Raw genomic sequence first — 15,374 nt, 5'->3', positions numbered from 1 at the left:
TCATTTGCTATCACAAAAATTGAAAAACCCAATGCAGAAATTTGACGCTATTCGGCCATTTTACAATTCCGAAATAAACGAAGCACTTCAGAATGTTATTAATCATCCAATGATGAAAGCATTGATGAATTTTACTTTTCCCGGCGTTGCAGACGAAGTTTGGAAGGAGCAACTTCGAAAAACACATTCAATTCGGGATTTTCAGTGTAATTTTATTTACCAATCCGTGCAAAGAGTATTGGAAAAAAGTTCTGACGGTTTAACGACGTCTGGTTTTGAAAACTTACGACCAAATACTTCTTATTTGTTTATTTCGAATCATCGCGATATTCTATTGGATACCACATTACTGAATACGGCATTGTTTGAGCATGGTTTAGTGATGACTGCTTCAGCGATAGGAGATAATTTAGTCAAAAAATCATTTTTGAATACGTTAGCGAAACTAAATCGGAACTTTCTAGTGCAACGCGGCTTAACGCCAAGGGAAATGTTGCAAAGTTCAAAGCTACTGTCAGAATATATTGGCGAGCTATTGCTTCACGAAAATCGATCCGTTTGGATTGCGCAACGCGAAGGAAGAACGAAAGATGGCAATGACGAAACCAATCCTGGTATATTGAAAATGTTAGGAATGGGCTCAGATGAAAAGAATTTGATGGATTATTTCAGAAAAATAAAAATTGTACCCGTTTCTATTTCTTATGAATACGATCCTACTGATGCCTTGAAAATGCCGCAGTTGATGGCTGAAGCCAATAATGAAGTGTACATCAAGGAAAAAAATGAAGACTTTATGACGATTCTTAGTGGAGCTTTAGGGCAAAAGAAACGAATTCACATTCATGTAGGAAAAGTTCTGGATGCTGAAATAGACAGGATTAAAGTTGAAAATGACAGCACAAACAAGCAGATAGTTGCCGTGGCACAAGTTATTGATGATGCTATACTAGGTAATTATGAGTTGTGGCCTACTAATTTTATTGCTTATGATATTGTATATAAAACGAACCGCTACGCACATTTATATACCGAAAATGAAAAATCATTATTCGAACGCCGACTTGAAATGCGTATTGACCATGATAATCCAGTAGCTTTGGATGGTTTTCTGGCAATGTATGCCAATCCAGTGGTGAATAAGTTAAAATACCACGATGTTGTATAAGGCTAAAATACTATTGATTTACACCGGTGGAACCATTGGGATGAGCAAGGATTTTGAGACCGGAGCGCTCAAAGCTTTTAATTTTAGTAAATTATTGCAACGGATACCCGAGCTGAAACAGTTGGATTGTGAGATTGAAACCATTTCATTTGCAATTCCTATTGATTCCTCAAACATGAATCCCAAGGAATGGGCAAATATAGCCACCGTAATCGCTGATAACTATAAGGTATTTGATGGTTTCGTGGTGCTTCATGGTTCTGACACCATGTCTTACAGTGCATCAGCATTGAGTTTTATGCTCGAAAATTTAGCAAAACCAGTAATTTTCACGGGTTCTCAATTACCAATTGGCGATCTGCGCACCGATGCAAAAGAAAATTTAATCACGGCTATTCAAATCGCATCATTGCGAAATGAAAACGGACCAGTGATTAGTGAAGTTTGCCTTTATTTTGAATATAAATTATACCGAGGCAACAGAACTACAAAAATTAACGCAGAACATTTTAAAGCATTTACTTCACCTAATTATCCACAATTAGTAGAGTCAGGCGTGCATTTAAAATGGAGTGCGGATCTTTTTTTAGCTAAAAGCAATAAGAACGAAATTATAGTCCACAAAAATTTAGATACGAATGTAGCCATTATAAAAATGTTTCCTGGGATTAGTGAAGCTGTGCTGGAGGCGATTTTGAATATTCCAAATCTGAAAGGGATTGTATTAGAAACCTACGGCGCAGGCAATGCCCCAACCGAAGACTGGTTTCTTAATTTACTAAAAAAAGCCATCGCTAGCGGTTTACACATCGTGAATGTGACACAATGTTCCGGCGGAAGTGTCAATATGGGACAATACGAGACCAGTACTGGCATGAAAGAAATAGGAGTAATCTCTGGAAAAGACATCACGACAGAGGCTGGAATTACAAAATTGATGTATTTATTGGGGCAAAATATTCCTGCAAAGGATTTCAAAACGGTCTATGAGACCTCTTTGCGCGGTGAAATGATATAATATTCAGATTTTACTTTTCTAAGTCAGATTTTTTCGTGTTATTTGCAAACCAAAATAGAGAGGTGTCCGAGTGGCTGAAGGAGCTAGCCTGGAAAGCTAGTATGTGGGTAACTGCATCGTGGGTTCGAATCCCATCCTCTCTGCGAAAAAATAATGCTTCCTGCAAGGGGAGCATTTTTTGTTTTACAGCGTGTCAAACTTTTTAGTTTGGCTAAGCTGTAAAACAAAAAAAGGTCAGGCATGCAATGCCGAGCATCATTTGTGTGCGAGACTCCCCCTCTTGGGATCACCGCAGGTACTCCCGCATTGAACGTGTCAAACTTTTTAGTTTGGCTAAGGGCATAAAACAATAAAGAATAGGATTGCAATGACAAGTATCATTTCTTTGTGAAGCCCCTTTTTTTGACCTAATTGTAAGTTAGAGCTGCTTTAACGAGTAAGTATTAAATATTTCATTTGTAGCACTTGTTTCTTTTATTTACAAGGTCAAACTTGCTGTAACAGTATAGTTTATTTCAAAATTATAATTTCCTGCGGGACATAGTGCGCTGGGTTTAATTCTAAACTGGATCGGTATATCTTGTCTACAGCCTATAAATTCCATTATTTTTATAGCCTGAGTTGCGTTGTTGGGGACTGTAGTGTAGTTCCCTCCATTTGTAGGAGTTAAATTCCTTGGCCCTAATGGTTGAATTAATAAAGTATCATAAATGCTAACTGTTGGGAAACGTAGCCCACTGTTTACAGTTGTTTTTGCCTCAAGAGTTACATTTGCCGGTGTATTAACAGAATTAATGAAAACGGAATAGCGATACACATTTTGCTCACAAACAAGTGAAGACGGGAGTAATAATATGGGGTTGAGAACGAATCCAATTTTTGTAGCGTCAAAATTACTTTCGAATCCTACTGTAGTATCGTCAAGGCCAGCCTCTACTACAACTGCATTAACAGATTGAGTGAAGCTAGGCATGCCTGTTACATTCAGAGTTCCAGCTAAAATTTGGGCTTGTGAGCAGCTGAATGACAGTAAGAAGGATACTGTTATGATACATAATTTTCTCATCTTATTTCTATTTAATTTCATAAATAATTTCAAATCCTAGAGGCAATGATTGTCCACTGTGATTCTCAATAGTGTATTTAAGTTGATATCCTGTTCCTAAGCCATTTCCAGTATAACCACTAGAAAAATTATTGACTAATACTTGCTGATTTGTGCTCAACGTAATTGGACTTAAAACAGGATTAGAAGTAAAAACACCACCAATATTAGCAGTAGAGAGTACTTGAATTTGTAGTACCATTCCAGCGGGCACCATTTGATTAGTATTAACATAGATTTTAGCATTGGTAAAATTCACTGCTCTGTAGGTGAAATTTAACCAAATGCTTTCGTTGGTTAAAATTCCGCCAGGTCCAGTTGCTGGTAAACCTGCTTCAAGAGTATTAGAACTAATACCGAAGTTTATGGTATTACTTGGGTCAGGCTCTGCGTCAATAATAGCTATGGGTTGTAGGCTTAAAGTAGCAAAATTAGAGCCTTGACCTCCTCCAAAAATGAAATTACTACTAATGGTAACATTTAGTATTGGTTGGCCTCCGCAAATTAGGAAGCAAAATGTGAAGAGTGTAGCTAGGATATAGTGTGTATTTTTCATGTTTACCCTCCTATTTTAAAGTTTTTGTTTTTAAATTGAACCTTACGTTCTTTCCCTTTTACTGGTACATCAATTACATTTTTTTCACCCGCTCCAACAGTAATTTGGATCTCTTTGTCTAGTTCGAAAAACTGATCTCCTTTGTATCGAATTAAGGTGAGTTTGTATGTTCCTGGAACAATATTCTGAAATTTAAAAAACCCTTTTGCGTTAGACTCAACAGTATAGTTGAAATGTTCATTTTCAATTTTTATATACCCTTCTAGATTGATCGTTATTGGTTTTGTCAGCGAAGGAAAACCAAAAGTTCCAATGATTGTTCCAGCTCGAACAAGCAAGATATTTAATTCCACTTTTTTATCTTTTTCAACTAATACTTGAAATGGAGTTCTTGCAATTGGAATCACTCCAAAAGGGAGCGTGGATTCATCCATTAAAATGTAATTGTTACCTAACGGTAAATTGTTAAACTCAAATATCCCTTTTTCATTAGTAACAATGCTTTTTCCAACTGCAATGATTTTGATTCCTTTTACAGCAATACTTTTGTCATCAACTTGGATCAAGCCACTTACTCCCCCTTGTTCTAAAACCCTTTTTAGTGGTGCGCCAAAAGTGTAGGTATACGTGCCAAAAGCAAGAAGTTCTTTTCTATTGGTCGAACCTGGATTTTCAAAGTAATTTACACGTAACTCAAACAAATGATTTTTTGCTATGGTTAGCATCATCATCGCATTAATAAAATCACGTCTTAAGTAATTGTCCTCTGGGCTAAAACCGCTGTTAAATGTCGAATTAATACGAAAGTTTCGATTAAAATTATAATCTAAGCCCATATTGTAAGTGAAGTAGTTTTCGTTAAAATTTGATATTCCATACCTGTTACTATAATTATGATTTACGCCACCTCTTACCGTTAGATGATTTGAAAATCGATATGTCGCATCTAAATTGTGAGAATACGTAATTCTATCCTGTAAATCTTCGCTTAAAAGATTTTGTGTTTCTGCAATTCTTCCTGATAGTCCAAAAGAAAACAGACGACCTCCGTATACATATCGATAATCTATCCCTGATTCTTTATAAAAATAACTTTTTGGTTCTAATTGATCTTCTCGTACACGCTTGTCTATTAGTAGATTAATCGAACTTCTAGGGCTAAAACGGTATCCTATTCGTGCATAATAGTTTTCAAAATAAGGCTCAGCAGCAAAAAATAATGGATTTAAGCGCTTGTTTACCTGAGATAAAGTTTGACCAACAAGAAAATCGAATTTATTGATTTTGTAAAACAAGCTGTTTGAATATTCCACACTGTTTCTAATTATTCCAAAGTAATTTTTTCCGGAAAAAGTAAAGCTGCCTGCATAGGTCAAGTTTTGAACTTTTTGAACTAGATTTAAAAAATGAGCATGATCTGTAAATTTGTTAGTAACACTAAGCGACGACTCTGCATTGACAAACGTGTTTTTGCTCCGAAGCTCAAAATTTGATGTTGCAATTTGCCCCTTTTCATCTAAATTTGCTTCTATATTTTTGCTAGCTCCTATAATAGATCCCTTTGAACTCTCTACAGCAATACCCAACAACATAGATTTTTTAAAACGATAAACAGATTTAAATCCAAATAGTGCTTCAGAATTAAATGTGTACAACCTTGGTTTAGAATAAAAGGCAGTTAGTGTCCATTTTTTAATATTTTGATCTACTCTAAAACCCATTCCAAATCTACTGTCAAAACCCAATCGGTTAATATAATGACCATGATCGCCAAGGTATACGATGGTACTATTGTTATAGTTGTAAATTAAACTATATTGATCTGTAATTCCAAAGTTTTGCAAGTTTTGCTGTTGTGGTGCTCTAATGATGAAATTAAGGTAATTCTTTTTCTTTAAATCTAAAAAGCCGTCACCAATTAATTCGCCTGATATAGCGGAATAGTTTTTATCTTGAAATGTATTGCTATTGTAGTTAATACTAAATCGTAAAGGATATCTAAAAAAAGCATCTGTTTGCTTTAGTTTTGATGGGAAAACGGAAGTACTGCCATAGGCCTTGTAAGTTTTTCCAGATGTACTACTCGTCACATTTAAGAAGGTTCCTATGGTGATAAAATCATAATACTTTGGATCAGTTGCCTGGCTTAGTTCGATTGTTATACTTGAATTAGGCCCTAATTTTATTGTTTTTTCGCCCTTGACAGTGTTTTTCGATGACAATATCAATTCCTGTTCAACATTTCCTTTGTTTTTTATTTCATACTTGGCCGTTATAATTTCACCTGCTTGTAATTTGCTGGTTGTATACACATTGTAAATTTCTAAATCAAGATTTTTATCAATTGAAAAAGCTACTTCTTTTGATGCTATTTTATTTCCAGCAGCATTTTTCACATGAAAACTTGCTACGGTTTCTACTGCTGGGTTTTCTGAAGGTATAATAAAACTTACCAAGATCATTTTCTTTTGAAAAGGCTCTAAAATACCTAGCTCAGTAATAGAGATGATAGTCCATTTTGGGGGCAGCTCAGGATCAATTTTTAAATTAGTAGTTTTATTTTCTTCATTTTCAATTTCTACAATTAAAGTGTAACTTTTGTTTGTTTTATAGTTTTCCTGAAGGTTTAAAATTCTAATTTTTATTTGCTCAATACCAGTTTCGTCTGGTCTGTTGTTTTTGGATTTCACAGTAGGTTTAGTAATTGTATTTTTCGAACTCGTCAAAGCTGCTGCAATTGCCTCTATTTCATTTTTAGTAAAAGCTTTCACTCCGTTTTGGGCTGCTGGTTTAGTTTCAGAGATTTTACTTTCCGCTATTTTCACATCATTTATGGCAGTAGTTTTAACTGTTGCTGCTACAGATTTTGCAGATGCTTGTCTTGTTTTGGTAACTAGTTTTGATTCAGGTTTGTTAGTGACTGTCAAAGCAAGTGTCATTGCTTCGACTTCTTTTTGAGTAAAGATCTTACTTTCATTACTTTGTTTCTGTACTGTTTCGGTAAGAGCAGCAATCACCTTTGCTTGATTGACTTCAGCTAATTTTAAATTTTTTTCGAGTATTTTTTTTTTGGTTACAGATTTTATTACAGATGTTGTTGAAGTATTAGTTTCCGTTTTTCTATTTTCATTTTTGAAGGCTGCTAAGGTATTTGCCATCATTTCTATCTCTTTTTGAGTAAAGGTTTTAACTTCGTTTTTTTTGGAATGAACTTTTGGTGTCGTTATATCGCTGAGCTTGTCTTCAGGGCTTTTAATTTTTATTAATGTTGAAGAATTTTCAGTTAAAGCTTTTGCTTTCGATTCACTGTTGCTATTAGCAACAGTTTTTATTTCACTTTTGATATATGTTTTAGCTGTTGCTGCTGCTGGTTGAGCAGATTCTGGGATATTAGTAGAGGCTATAGTATCACTTTTTGTAGCTACTGCATCCAATTCATCGGATTGAATTCCCATTCCGCACCCTATGTAAAGGGGAATCAGAGTATATAAGAATTTTGCTGCAGTTTTCATAATAACAGAAATTGGTTACCTTGGAATGAGAAAAGATTCAATCAATGGTCAAGCTGATATTTGTACCCACAAATTTCCCTCGAGTATCAGCTACTAATAAACATTCATAACTTCCTTTAGGCAAAGTTGAGATATCAATAACATAATCTTTACAAAAACCAGGGAAGACCATATTTCTCAATGTAGTGGATTCTAATACCTTTTCGCCAGTGGAGTCATATACTTCAAGAGAGAGCTTTACGCCTTCAAGAAAGGAATTTTGATTCTCGATTTTGATCTTTAAGTTTCTATTTGGCTCGGCTTTATCCACATCAATTCTATTAAAATCTAAATTGACATCAGCAAATGCATTTACATGTGTTAATAAACCTATTGCATATCTTACTTTTGTATTTAAACCTATATTTTTAGCTAGTTTTTCTTTTTTAATAGGTTTGTCAATATCAATCATCAACATAGTCCAATAGGTGCCTCTTAACGTCATGTCTTTTGGGATATTGATCATGAATTTGTAGGTGTATCTTTCCTTAGGAAGCAATATTTTATTCATTAAACTTCCGTCAAACCATTTTAGAGATGAGTTTTCGTGCGTTACTGAATTTGAAAAAACACGATTTTCTGTACATGAAAAAATAGCATCGTTTAGGCTGAAGTTTAAAGTTTGTTCTTCATCTGAATTGTTTAGTAAAATAATCTCGCCCTGAATTTGACTGCCTGATGCACCAGTGTAAATGTGCGTTAATCCATTCACGACGATAACACTAGAGTAGGTGATGTTGATGAAAAGCAGCATTGCTGTTGTTAAAGTAATGTTTTTCATTTTGAGATTATTTTGAGATATAGTAGTACTGGGGCAAACGTTCTTTATCAAAGTTAGGAAGTTACTACTGCCTTTTTACAGAGTTTTCGACTGATAACCATTTACTGTCGTCAGATGGAAGACTTTGTACTTTTAAGTTTTTACATCGAAAACTGTACTTATGGAGTAGTAAAGTGCTGCTGCAAAAACACCACTGCTCTAAGTATGTGTTTTAATTGAGGTGTGATTTGTTATAGTTGATTCTATAAAAAAAAGGTCCTTTACAATTGCTGTAAAGAACCTTTTTGTTGCTTGGGGCAAAAAGAGATTAAATGTTTGTAAGTGTGTATTTTACTGTGGCTTGATAATCACCTGCACGATATAGCGAGAAATTTCCATTTTGTTCTAGTGTATAAGTCAATCTAACACCTCTAGCTAAATCGCCTGTGTAGACACTCTCGATACTGGTCACTAGTAAGGCATCAACACCAATCGCATTTGTAGCACCAAGAGCTACTCCTGCGGCGGTAACTGTTCCTGCAGAATCTGTGGTGCCTCCATTAGCAATTACGGATGGAGCCACTGGCATAATTCTTAAATCTAAACTAGCTGGGAAAGTACTTCCTGCTTCTAATTGAACATTAATTTGACGTGTTAAATCGTACCCGTCTGCATTAGCAGCAGTAGCAACCACACTTGTATAATTCAAGTACAAATTCGTGTAGCTTAATGCCGCAAAGCCATATAATCCAGCCTCAGCATTGGTGCCTACTTGAGTGGCATTAGCCATGTTGAACACTATTACTCCAGCTTCTGAGCCAGTGTTACTATCGTAAATGTCTAAGAGGGCAACTTCGGGTACATTTACATTCAATGTGTGTGAAGCGAAGTTCAAATCATTGTTGTCTTGCGCATTTACACTGTTAATAAACACAGCGGCAAGAGTTACGAAAAGTAGGTTAACTTTTTTCATAAAATTTATTTTTAGAGGATTAATATGCTGTAAAAGTACTAATGACCTTCGGCATATTTAAAGTTATTCGATGGATTGCATTGAAGTGTAGATGAATAAAAGCCTATGCTTGTTTAATTGGTAGTAAAAGAGTTTTTAGGCAACTGCAATGAAGTGTTCTTTCGAATAAAAGTTTGTATTGAAGCAATTTTGAAATTAGTACTAGAGCGAATCTTTCAAAATCCTATATTTGTAGTGTTATAATGAGAATTAGACTCGGAACGTGTTTGAAACAATCATGTAGCAATTTAAATCAATCAAAATATGCGAATTTTTCTTAGTTGTTTTCTGCTGCTTTTAGTTGCTCCTGTTTTTTCCCAAGAAAACACAATAACTCAAGATACACTTGTCTTGAAAGTCGATTCCTTGTACCGCGAAGATCAGTTTTATTTTGCTATCACATACAATACATTGATCGATAAACCAGAAGGGTTGTCGCAAAGTAAATTTTCTTCAGGATTTTCAGGAGGTTTTTTAAGAGACATGCCTATCAATAAGAAAAGAAACGTAGCTGTTGCCTCCGGTATTGGGTTTACTTATACGAATCACAATCAGAATTTAGCAATTTCTTCAACAGCTGAAACCCCTTTTTATACTATTGTTGATGAGGATACAAAGTATAAAAAAAATAAGTTTTCCATGCTTTCTATTGATGTTCCTATTGAATTCAGGTGGCGAACCTCGACTTATGAAAGTCATAAATTTTGGAGAATTTACACCGGGATTAAGTTCAGTTATTTGTTGTATGACAAGTCTATTTTTGATAGTAATGCGGGAAAAGTTGAAGTTACTGGAAATAAAGATTTTAATAAATTTCAGTATGGAGCGTATGTTTCATCGGGATATAACACGATAAATCTTTATTTGTATTATGGTTTGAATCCGTTGTTTGAATCGGCTAAGGTAAATGGCGAATCCATTAACATGAAGTCATTGAATTTCGGAATTATTTTCTACATTTTATAACCATAGAGTCAACAAAAGTAGTTGTGGGATAGCACCCAGACAAAAACCTATAATCAGTTCTTTATAAGTATGTGCTTTCATTTCTAACCGGGAAGAAGCGATGAAACCGTTGAGGAGAATTAAGATTGTAATCGTGAATATACTCTGAATACGAAGGTGCAGGCTTAGGCCAATTATAAAAAGGGTCAAGGAACTAATTGCAATCATGTGAAGGCTCGCCTTAATATTAGCAAATAATAGAATCAAGGCTAACAACGTGCTTAAAAGTCCTCCTAATAAAAAAAAATGCAATTCAATATAACGTTCAATAGTGATGCTTTTGCGAACCAGTAAAATAATCAAAAAACAATGAATGACTAATGGGATTTTGCGTTGTGATATTTTTGAAATCATTACAGAATCTATGTTTCCTGTTGCTCGCAATAGTAAAAATGCTAGGATGGGAATGAATACTGTGACGATGACCACTTGGAAAAAAACAAATATTTTTTCAGGAGTCACAAAATCAGCATCATTATAAAAAAGATAGAACAATGTTGCCATTGTCGGTATAAATATCGGATGGAAAATATAGGAAAACGATGGGAGAATTTTTTTCAAAAGGGCTCATTTTTATCTAAAACAAATATAAGTAATCTGCTAAAATTAGTAGAGCTATTGCGACTGTTTCTTTTTCATAAATAAACGAGATGGCTTACATTTAAAGTATATCTAACCCTTCGTTTTGAAAAGAAGTGGTATTTTTGAGGAAGTTTTATAAACGCATAAACGGTAAATAGCTTGCTTTCCAGAACAGAAATTTACCTCAATCTCTTCTAATTTCATGAGCCATAAAATCTTAAATAGCATCCAAAAAATTCCTGCAACATTCCTAGGAAACCAAGAAAACAGGGCCTTAGACGCAGTTTCTATTGACAGTCGGTCTTTGCAAAATGGTCCTCAAACCTTATTTTTTGCCTTAATAGGAGCTAATACTGATGCACACCTTTATATCAAGGATCTAATTGTGACTGGTGTTCGCAATTTTGTTGTGACGCACATCCCACGCGATTGCGAGACCAAAGCTAATTTTTATATTGTCGAAGATACCTTAGTAGCCTTGCAGCAATTTGCAGCAAACTACCGCGATTTTTTCGATTTCCCCATTATTGGACTCACAGGAAGTAACGGAAAAACAATAGTAAAGGAATGGCTAAATTTTTTATTAAGTCCTGATTATAATGTTATTCGGAGTCCAAAAAGTTATAATTCTCAAATTGGTGTTCCCTTGTCTGTTATTGCTATCAATGAGAAACACAATTTAGGAATTTTCGAAGCAGGTATTTCAACTAGTTCAGAAATGGCCAAATTAGAGGAAATTATCAAACCTACCGTTGGAGTTCTTACCAATATAGGTTCAGCACATGATCAAGGTTTTTTAAATGTCGAAGAGAAAATAAAGGAGAAAATGTCACTTTTCGAAAATTCGAAGGTCATTATTTACCAAATCGATAAAAGGGTAAATCCTTTTGTTTTTCCAAAAACTAAGGCATTTACCTGGAGTTTTGTCAGCAAGGAGGCAGATGTTTTTATTGTTAAAAAAGGAGGCTCTGACAATACTATTTTGAACGTGCAATACGGCGCTGAAAATTTTGATCTAAAAATACCCTTTCAAGACGAGGCATCTATAGAAAATGCTAGCTCGTGTCTGATGGTTTTATTGTATTTTAAATACGATATTAATACCATTCAAAACCGAATGCAGCTATTGTATCCAGTTGAAATGCGCCTAAAAGTCAAAAACGGAATCAATAATTGTAGTATTATCGATGACAGTTACAGCTCCGATTTTCAATCACTAAAGATTGCATTGGATTTTCTTGAAAGTCAGAAGCAGTATGAAAAGAAAACAATTATTTTATCTGATATTTTTCAAAGTGGCTTGTCTAAGGACGAATTATATACCAAGGTTTCACAGTTGATTGTGTCGAATAAAATCGATCGCGTTATTGGCATTGGAGAAACAATTGCAGAGTTCAAAGATAAATTTACAAACTGTATCACTTATAAAAACACTGCTGCATTTATCGCTGACTTTGAAAATTTAGACTTCAGTAACGAAACTATTTTGATAAAAGGAGCGCGATCTTTCCAGTTTGAGGAAATCGTCTATTTACTGGAAGAGAAAACCCATGAAACAGTGCTGGAAATTAACCTCAATGCGATCAGTTATAACTTAAACTTTTTTAAATCCAAGCTCAAGCCAAAGGTCAAAATTATGGTAATGGTGAAGGCTTTTGGATATGGAAACGGCGGATTGGAGATTGCCAAATTACTAGAGCATCACAAAGTAGATTATCTAGGAGTGGCTTTTGCCGACGAAGGAATTTCGCTTAAAAACGGAGGTGTACAAGTGCCTATCATGGTTCTTAATCCAGAGAATACCAGTTTCGCAGCCATAATTCAACATCAGTTAGAGCCGGAGATTTACTGCTTGAAAGGATTGCATGCTTTTTTGAAAATAGCGAAACAAAAAAACTTAGAACAGTTTCCAATTCATATTAAATTTGATACCGGAATGCATCGCTTGGGTTTTGAAGAAAATACGATAGAAGAACTTATAACAACGCTCAAAGGGAATAATACAGTTCAAATTAAAAGTATTTTATCCCATTTGGCGACCAGTGATGATCTCGAACACATGGATTTTGCACATTCACAAATTGCTTTATTTGAAAAATTATCTACTAGGTTGATGTCTGAATTGCACATCAAACCTTTACGACACATTTTGAATACGTCGGGTATCAGTAATTTTCAGGAATCACAGTACGACATGGTTCGGTTGGGAATTGGTCTTTACGGAATTTCAAACGATCCCGAAGAACAGAAACAACTGGAGGATGTTGGCACATTGAAATCGGTGATTTCACAAATAAGAACCATTGCTGCGGGAGAAAGTGTGGGTTATGGAAGGAAGTTTATGGCTGAAAAACCAACAAAAATTGCTACTATTCCTATTGGATATGCCGATGGAATTTCTAGAGGTTGGGGAAATGGAGTAGGATTTGTAACCATCAAAAAGGAGAAAGCGAGTATATTAGGGAGTATTTGTATGGACATGCTAATGGTAGATGTAACTGGTATAGAATGTAAAGAGGGCGATGCGGTAATTGTTTTTGGACAAAGTCCAACTGTGGGATATATGGCTCAAAAATTAAATACCATTTCGTATGAAATCCTTACTAGTATATCGCAGCGTGTAAAACGAGTATTCTTCCGTTAATTTTTTTTTAGCGTAAAAGATACAAATGTTAATTTTTTGCCTATTTTAGCTATTAAGTAACGAAAATAGGAATAATCAAAAAATGAGAATTATGGGATTTTTCAGTGATTTTAGGGCCTCTTTAATGCGAGGTGATGTGTTAAGTTTAGCCACCGCAGTGGTTATTGGTGGAGCATTTGGCAAAATTGTAGGTTCTGCCGTCGATGATGTTATCATGCCTATTGTAGGTTTAATAACGGGAGGCATAGATTTTACTCAAAAATTTATCACGCTGGATGGAAACTCTTATCCTGATTTAGCTGCTGCCAAAACGGCCGAAGCTGCTGTTATTACTTATGGCAACTTAGTGCAAGCGATCATTAATTTCGTGATTATTGCTTTCTTTATTTTTGTGATTTTAAGAGCGGCTGAAAAAGCGAAGAAAAAAGAAGTGGTTGTTGTAGCTGCTCCGGCTGGACCAACGCAGGAAGAATTATTGACTCAGATTAGAGATTTGTTAAAAAAGTAATTTCCGCTACATTATATATTCTAATTTATCCTGAATGCGTTCAGGACTAAACCGCTTCTTAATTGAGGCGGTTTTTCTTTAAAATTTTATCTAAACACTAGCGGGTTTTTACCATTAATTAAGATACATTAAGAAGCACTTTAAAACTTAATTTGCTTAATTTCTTGATGGTTTAAAAAATATATAAAATATTATTTTACACCCTTTGCCATTTAAAAAGAAACAATTCCTTGAAACAATTGTTCTGCTAATTTTCATATTTCTATTGGATAAACTGGAGTTTACTTATCAAATGTTATAAATTTAACATTTTGTTATTTTTTGTGAAGCCGCTTGTTTTGGTTTCAATATTAGTTACTTTTGTACTTCAAATTTAATATTCAATAATACAAATATAAGATGAGAATAGCAGTTGTAGGCGCTACCGGAATGGTTGGCGAAGTAATGTTGAAAGTTTTAGCAGAAAGAAATTTCCCTGTAACAGAATTAATTCCGGTTGCTTCTGAGCGATCAGTAGGCAAAGAAATTGAATATAAGGGTAAAAAATATAAAGTAGTGGGCATGCAAACGGCAGTAGATATGAAAGCAGATATTGCTTTGTTCTCTGCAGGTGGCGATACGTCATTGGAGTGGGCTCCAAAGTTTGCAGCAGCTGGAACAACTGTTATTGATAACTCATCAGCTTGGAGAATGGATCCGACTAAAAAATTAATTGTGCCGGAAATCAATGCTAGCGAATTAACAAAAGAGGATAAAATTATTGCAAATCCAAACTGTTCTACGATACAAATGGTATTGGTTTTGGCTCCTTTGCACAAAAAATACAACATCAAACGTGTCATTGTTTCTACGTACCAATCCATCACTGGAACAGGTGTGAAAGCAGTACAGCAATTGGAAAATGAATATGCAGGCGTTCAAGGTGAAATGGCATATAAATATCCAATTCACAGAAATGCGATTCCACAATGTGATTCTTTTGAAGAAAATGGATACACTAAAGAAGAGATGAAACTGGTTCGTGAAACTAAAAAAATCTTAAGCGACAATACCATTGCTGTTACAGCCACTGCAGTTCGTGTACCTATTGTAGGTGGACACAGTGAAGCGGTAAACGTGGAATTTTCGAATGATTTTGACGTAGATGAGGTACGGAATATTTTGCACTATACCGATGGTGTAGTGGTTCAGGACAACAACGATACTTATACGTACCCAATGCCAATGTATGCACAAGGAAAAGATGCTGTTTTTGTAGGTAGAATTCGTCGTGACGAAAGCCAAGAAAACACCTTGAACATGTGGATTGTTGCGGATAACTTGAGAAAAGGAGCGGCTACAAACACAATTCAAATCGCTGAATATTTGATTGCAGCTAAATTGGTGTAATTTTTTACATACCAAATAAAACAAATTTCTCAGGCTCAAAAAGAGTGTTGTAATTTGATTTTTGGTTTGAATTTTG

12 protein-coding genes and 1 tRNA gene are annotated in these 15,374 nt (G+C 34.9%); 7 read left to right on the top strand and 6 right to left on the bottom strand.

All coding sequences use genetic code 11. From position 1 onward, the window contains the following. The first annotated feature begins 31 nt into the window (after positions 1–31). The 3 genes from E0F91_RS04855 to E0F91_RS04845 all read left to right on the top strand — a co-directional run bounded on the left by E0F91_RS04855 (position 32) and on the right by E0F91_RS04845 (position 2,329). Positions 32–1,168, top strand: coding sequence for a 1-acyl-sn-glycerol-3-phosphate acyltransferase (locus tag E0F91_RS04855; RefSeq protein WP_132065221.1), 1,137 nt, complete (start codon positions 32–34; stop codon positions 1,166–1,168). Further along, positions 1,158–2,186, top strand: coding sequence for an asparaginase (locus E0F91_RS04850; protein ID WP_132065220.1), 1,029 nt, complete (start codon positions 1,158–1,160; stop codon positions 2,184–2,186). Before E0F91_RS04855 ends, E0F91_RS04850 begins: the two co-directional genes overlap by 11 nt. A gap of 56 nt (positions 2,187–2,242) precedes the next feature. Then, positions 2,243–2,329 (top strand) — tRNA-Ser (locus E0F91_RS04845). A 335-nt stretch (positions 2,330–2,664) separates the two neighbouring features. Here the strand turns inward: E0F91_RS04845 and E0F91_RS04840 are convergent. The 5 genes from E0F91_RS04840 to E0F91_RS04820 all read right to left on the bottom strand — a co-directional run bounded on the left by E0F91_RS04840 (position 2,665) and on the right by E0F91_RS04820 (position 9,131). Then, entirely contained in the window at positions 2,665–3,252 is a 588-nt protein-coding gene (locus E0F91_RS04840) for a hypothetical protein (RefSeq protein ID WP_132065219.1), read from the bottom strand. 7 nt (positions 3,253–3,259) lie between these two features. Beyond that, positions 3,260–3,847 carry a hypothetical protein gene (locus E0F91_RS04835; protein ID WP_132065218.1) on the bottom strand — a complete coding sequence of 196 codons (588 nt, stop codon included), beginning with the start codon at positions 3,845–3,847 and terminating at the stop codon, positions 3,260–3,262. 2 nt (positions 3,848–3,849) lie between these two features. Further along, positions 3,850–7,359: a carboxypeptidase-like regulatory domain-containing protein gene (locus E0F91_RS04830; protein WP_132065217.1), complete on the bottom strand. Its 3,510-nt coding sequence runs from the start codon at positions 7,357–7,359 to the stop codon at positions 3,850–3,852. A gap of 37 nt (positions 7,360–7,396) precedes the next feature. Continuing rightward, the gene (locus tag E0F91_RS04825; RefSeq protein WP_132065216.1) at positions 7,397–8,179 is read right to left on the bottom strand and encodes a hypothetical protein; all 783 of its coding nucleotides are present in this window, start codon (positions 8,177–8,179) and stop codon (positions 7,397–7,399) included. Positions 8,180–8,486: 307 nt separating this feature from the next. Next, entirely contained in the window at positions 8,487–9,131 is a 645-nt protein-coding gene (locus E0F91_RS04820) for a hypothetical protein (protein WP_132065215.1), read from the bottom strand. A gap of 303 nt (positions 9,132–9,434) precedes the next feature. On the opposite strand from E0F91_RS04820, the gene E0F91_RS04815 reads away from it, so the two are divergent. Beyond that, positions 9,435–10,136, top strand: coding sequence for a porin family protein (locus tag E0F91_RS04815; protein ID WP_132065214.1), 702 nt, complete (start codon positions 9,435–9,437; stop codon positions 10,134–10,136). Here the strand turns inward: E0F91_RS04815 and E0F91_RS04810 are convergent. Further along, positions 10,131–10,736, bottom strand: a complete 606-nt coding sequence (locus E0F91_RS04810; RefSeq protein WP_132065213.1) for a hypothetical protein — start codon at positions 10,734–10,736, stop codon at positions 10,131–10,133. The genes E0F91_RS04815 and E0F91_RS04810 overlap by 6 nt on opposite strands. A gap of 223 nt (positions 10,737–10,959) precedes the next feature. Here E0F91_RS04810 and E0F91_RS04805 point away from each other — a divergent pair, with 223 nt between their 5' ends. The 3 genes from E0F91_RS04805 (at position 10,960) to E0F91_RS04795 (ending at position 15,298) form a co-directional block, all read left to right on the top strand. Beyond that, positions 10,960–13,401 (top strand): bifunctional UDP-N-acetylmuramoyl-tripeptide:D-alanyl-D-alanine ligase/alanine racemase, encoded by a 2,442-nt coding sequence (locus E0F91_RS04805; RefSeq protein ID WP_132065212.1) that lies wholly within the window; start codon positions 10,960–10,962, stop codon positions 13,399–13,401. Between the two features lie 91 nt (positions 13,402–13,492). Then, positions 13,493–13,909 carry a large conductance mechanosensitive channel protein MscL gene (gene mscL / locus E0F91_RS04800; RefSeq protein ID WP_132065211.1) on the top strand — a complete coding sequence of 139 codons (417 nt, stop codon included), beginning with the start codon at positions 13,493–13,495 and terminating at the stop codon, positions 13,907–13,909. Positions 13,910–14,308: 399 nt separating this feature from the next. Next, the gene (locus E0F91_RS04795) at positions 14,309–15,298 is read left to right on the top strand and encodes an aspartate-semialdehyde dehydrogenase (RefSeq protein WP_132065210.1); all 990 of its coding nucleotides are present in this window, start codon (positions 14,309–14,311) and stop codon (positions 15,296–15,298) included. Positions 15,299–15,374 lie beyond the last annotated feature (76 nt).

The organism is Flavobacterium sandaracinum, from assembly GCF_004349135.1.
GTDB lineage: Bacteria > Bacteroidota > Bacteroidia > Flavobacteriales > Flavobacteriaceae > Flavobacterium > Flavobacterium sandaracinum.
Note: the sequence above shows the minus strand (reverse complement) of the source record. Positions and strands in the feature narration are given on the sequence as shown.

Coding starts and splice junctions, on each gene's coding strand:
- E0F91_RS04855 (WP_132065221.1), top strand. CDS start 32: ATGCAGAAATTTGACGCTATTCGGCCATTTTACAATTCCGAAATAAAC.
- E0F91_RS04815 (WP_132065214.1), top strand. CDS start 9,435: ATGCGAATTTTTCTTAGTTGTTTTCTGCTGCTTTTAGTTGCTCCTGTT.
- E0F91_RS04805 (WP_132065212.1), top strand. CDS start 10,960: ATGAGCCATAAAATCTTAAATAGCATCCAAAAAATTCCTGCAACATTC.
- mscL (WP_132065211.1), top strand. CDS start 13,493: ATGGGATTTTTCAGTGATTTTAGGGCCTCTTTAATGCGAGGTGATGTG.
- E0F91_RS04840 (WP_132065219.1), bottom strand. CDS start 3,252: ATGAGAAAATTATGTATCATAACAGTATCCTTCTTACTGTCATTCAGC.
- E0F91_RS04820 (WP_132065215.1), bottom strand. CDS start 9,131: ATGAAAAAAGTTAACCTACTTTTCGTAACTCTTGCCGCTGTGTTTATT.
- E0F91_RS04795 (WP_132065210.1), top strand. CDS start 14,309: ATGAGAATAGCAGTTGTAGGCGCTACCGGAATGGTTGGCGAAGTAATG.
- E0F91_RS04835 (WP_132065218.1), bottom strand. CDS start 3,847: ATGAAAAATACACACTATATCCTAGCTACACTCTTCACATTTTGCTTC.
- E0F91_RS04850 (WP_132065220.1), top strand. CDS start 1,158: ATGTTGTATAAGGCTAAAATACTATTGATTTACACCGGTGGAACCATT.
- E0F91_RS04830 (WP_132065217.1), bottom strand. CDS start 7,359: ATGAAAACTGCAGCAAAATTCTTATATACTCTGATTCCCCTTTACATA.
- E0F91_RS04825 (WP_132065216.1), bottom strand. CDS start 8,179: ATGAAAAACATTACTTTAACAACAGCAATGCTGCTTTTCATCAACATC.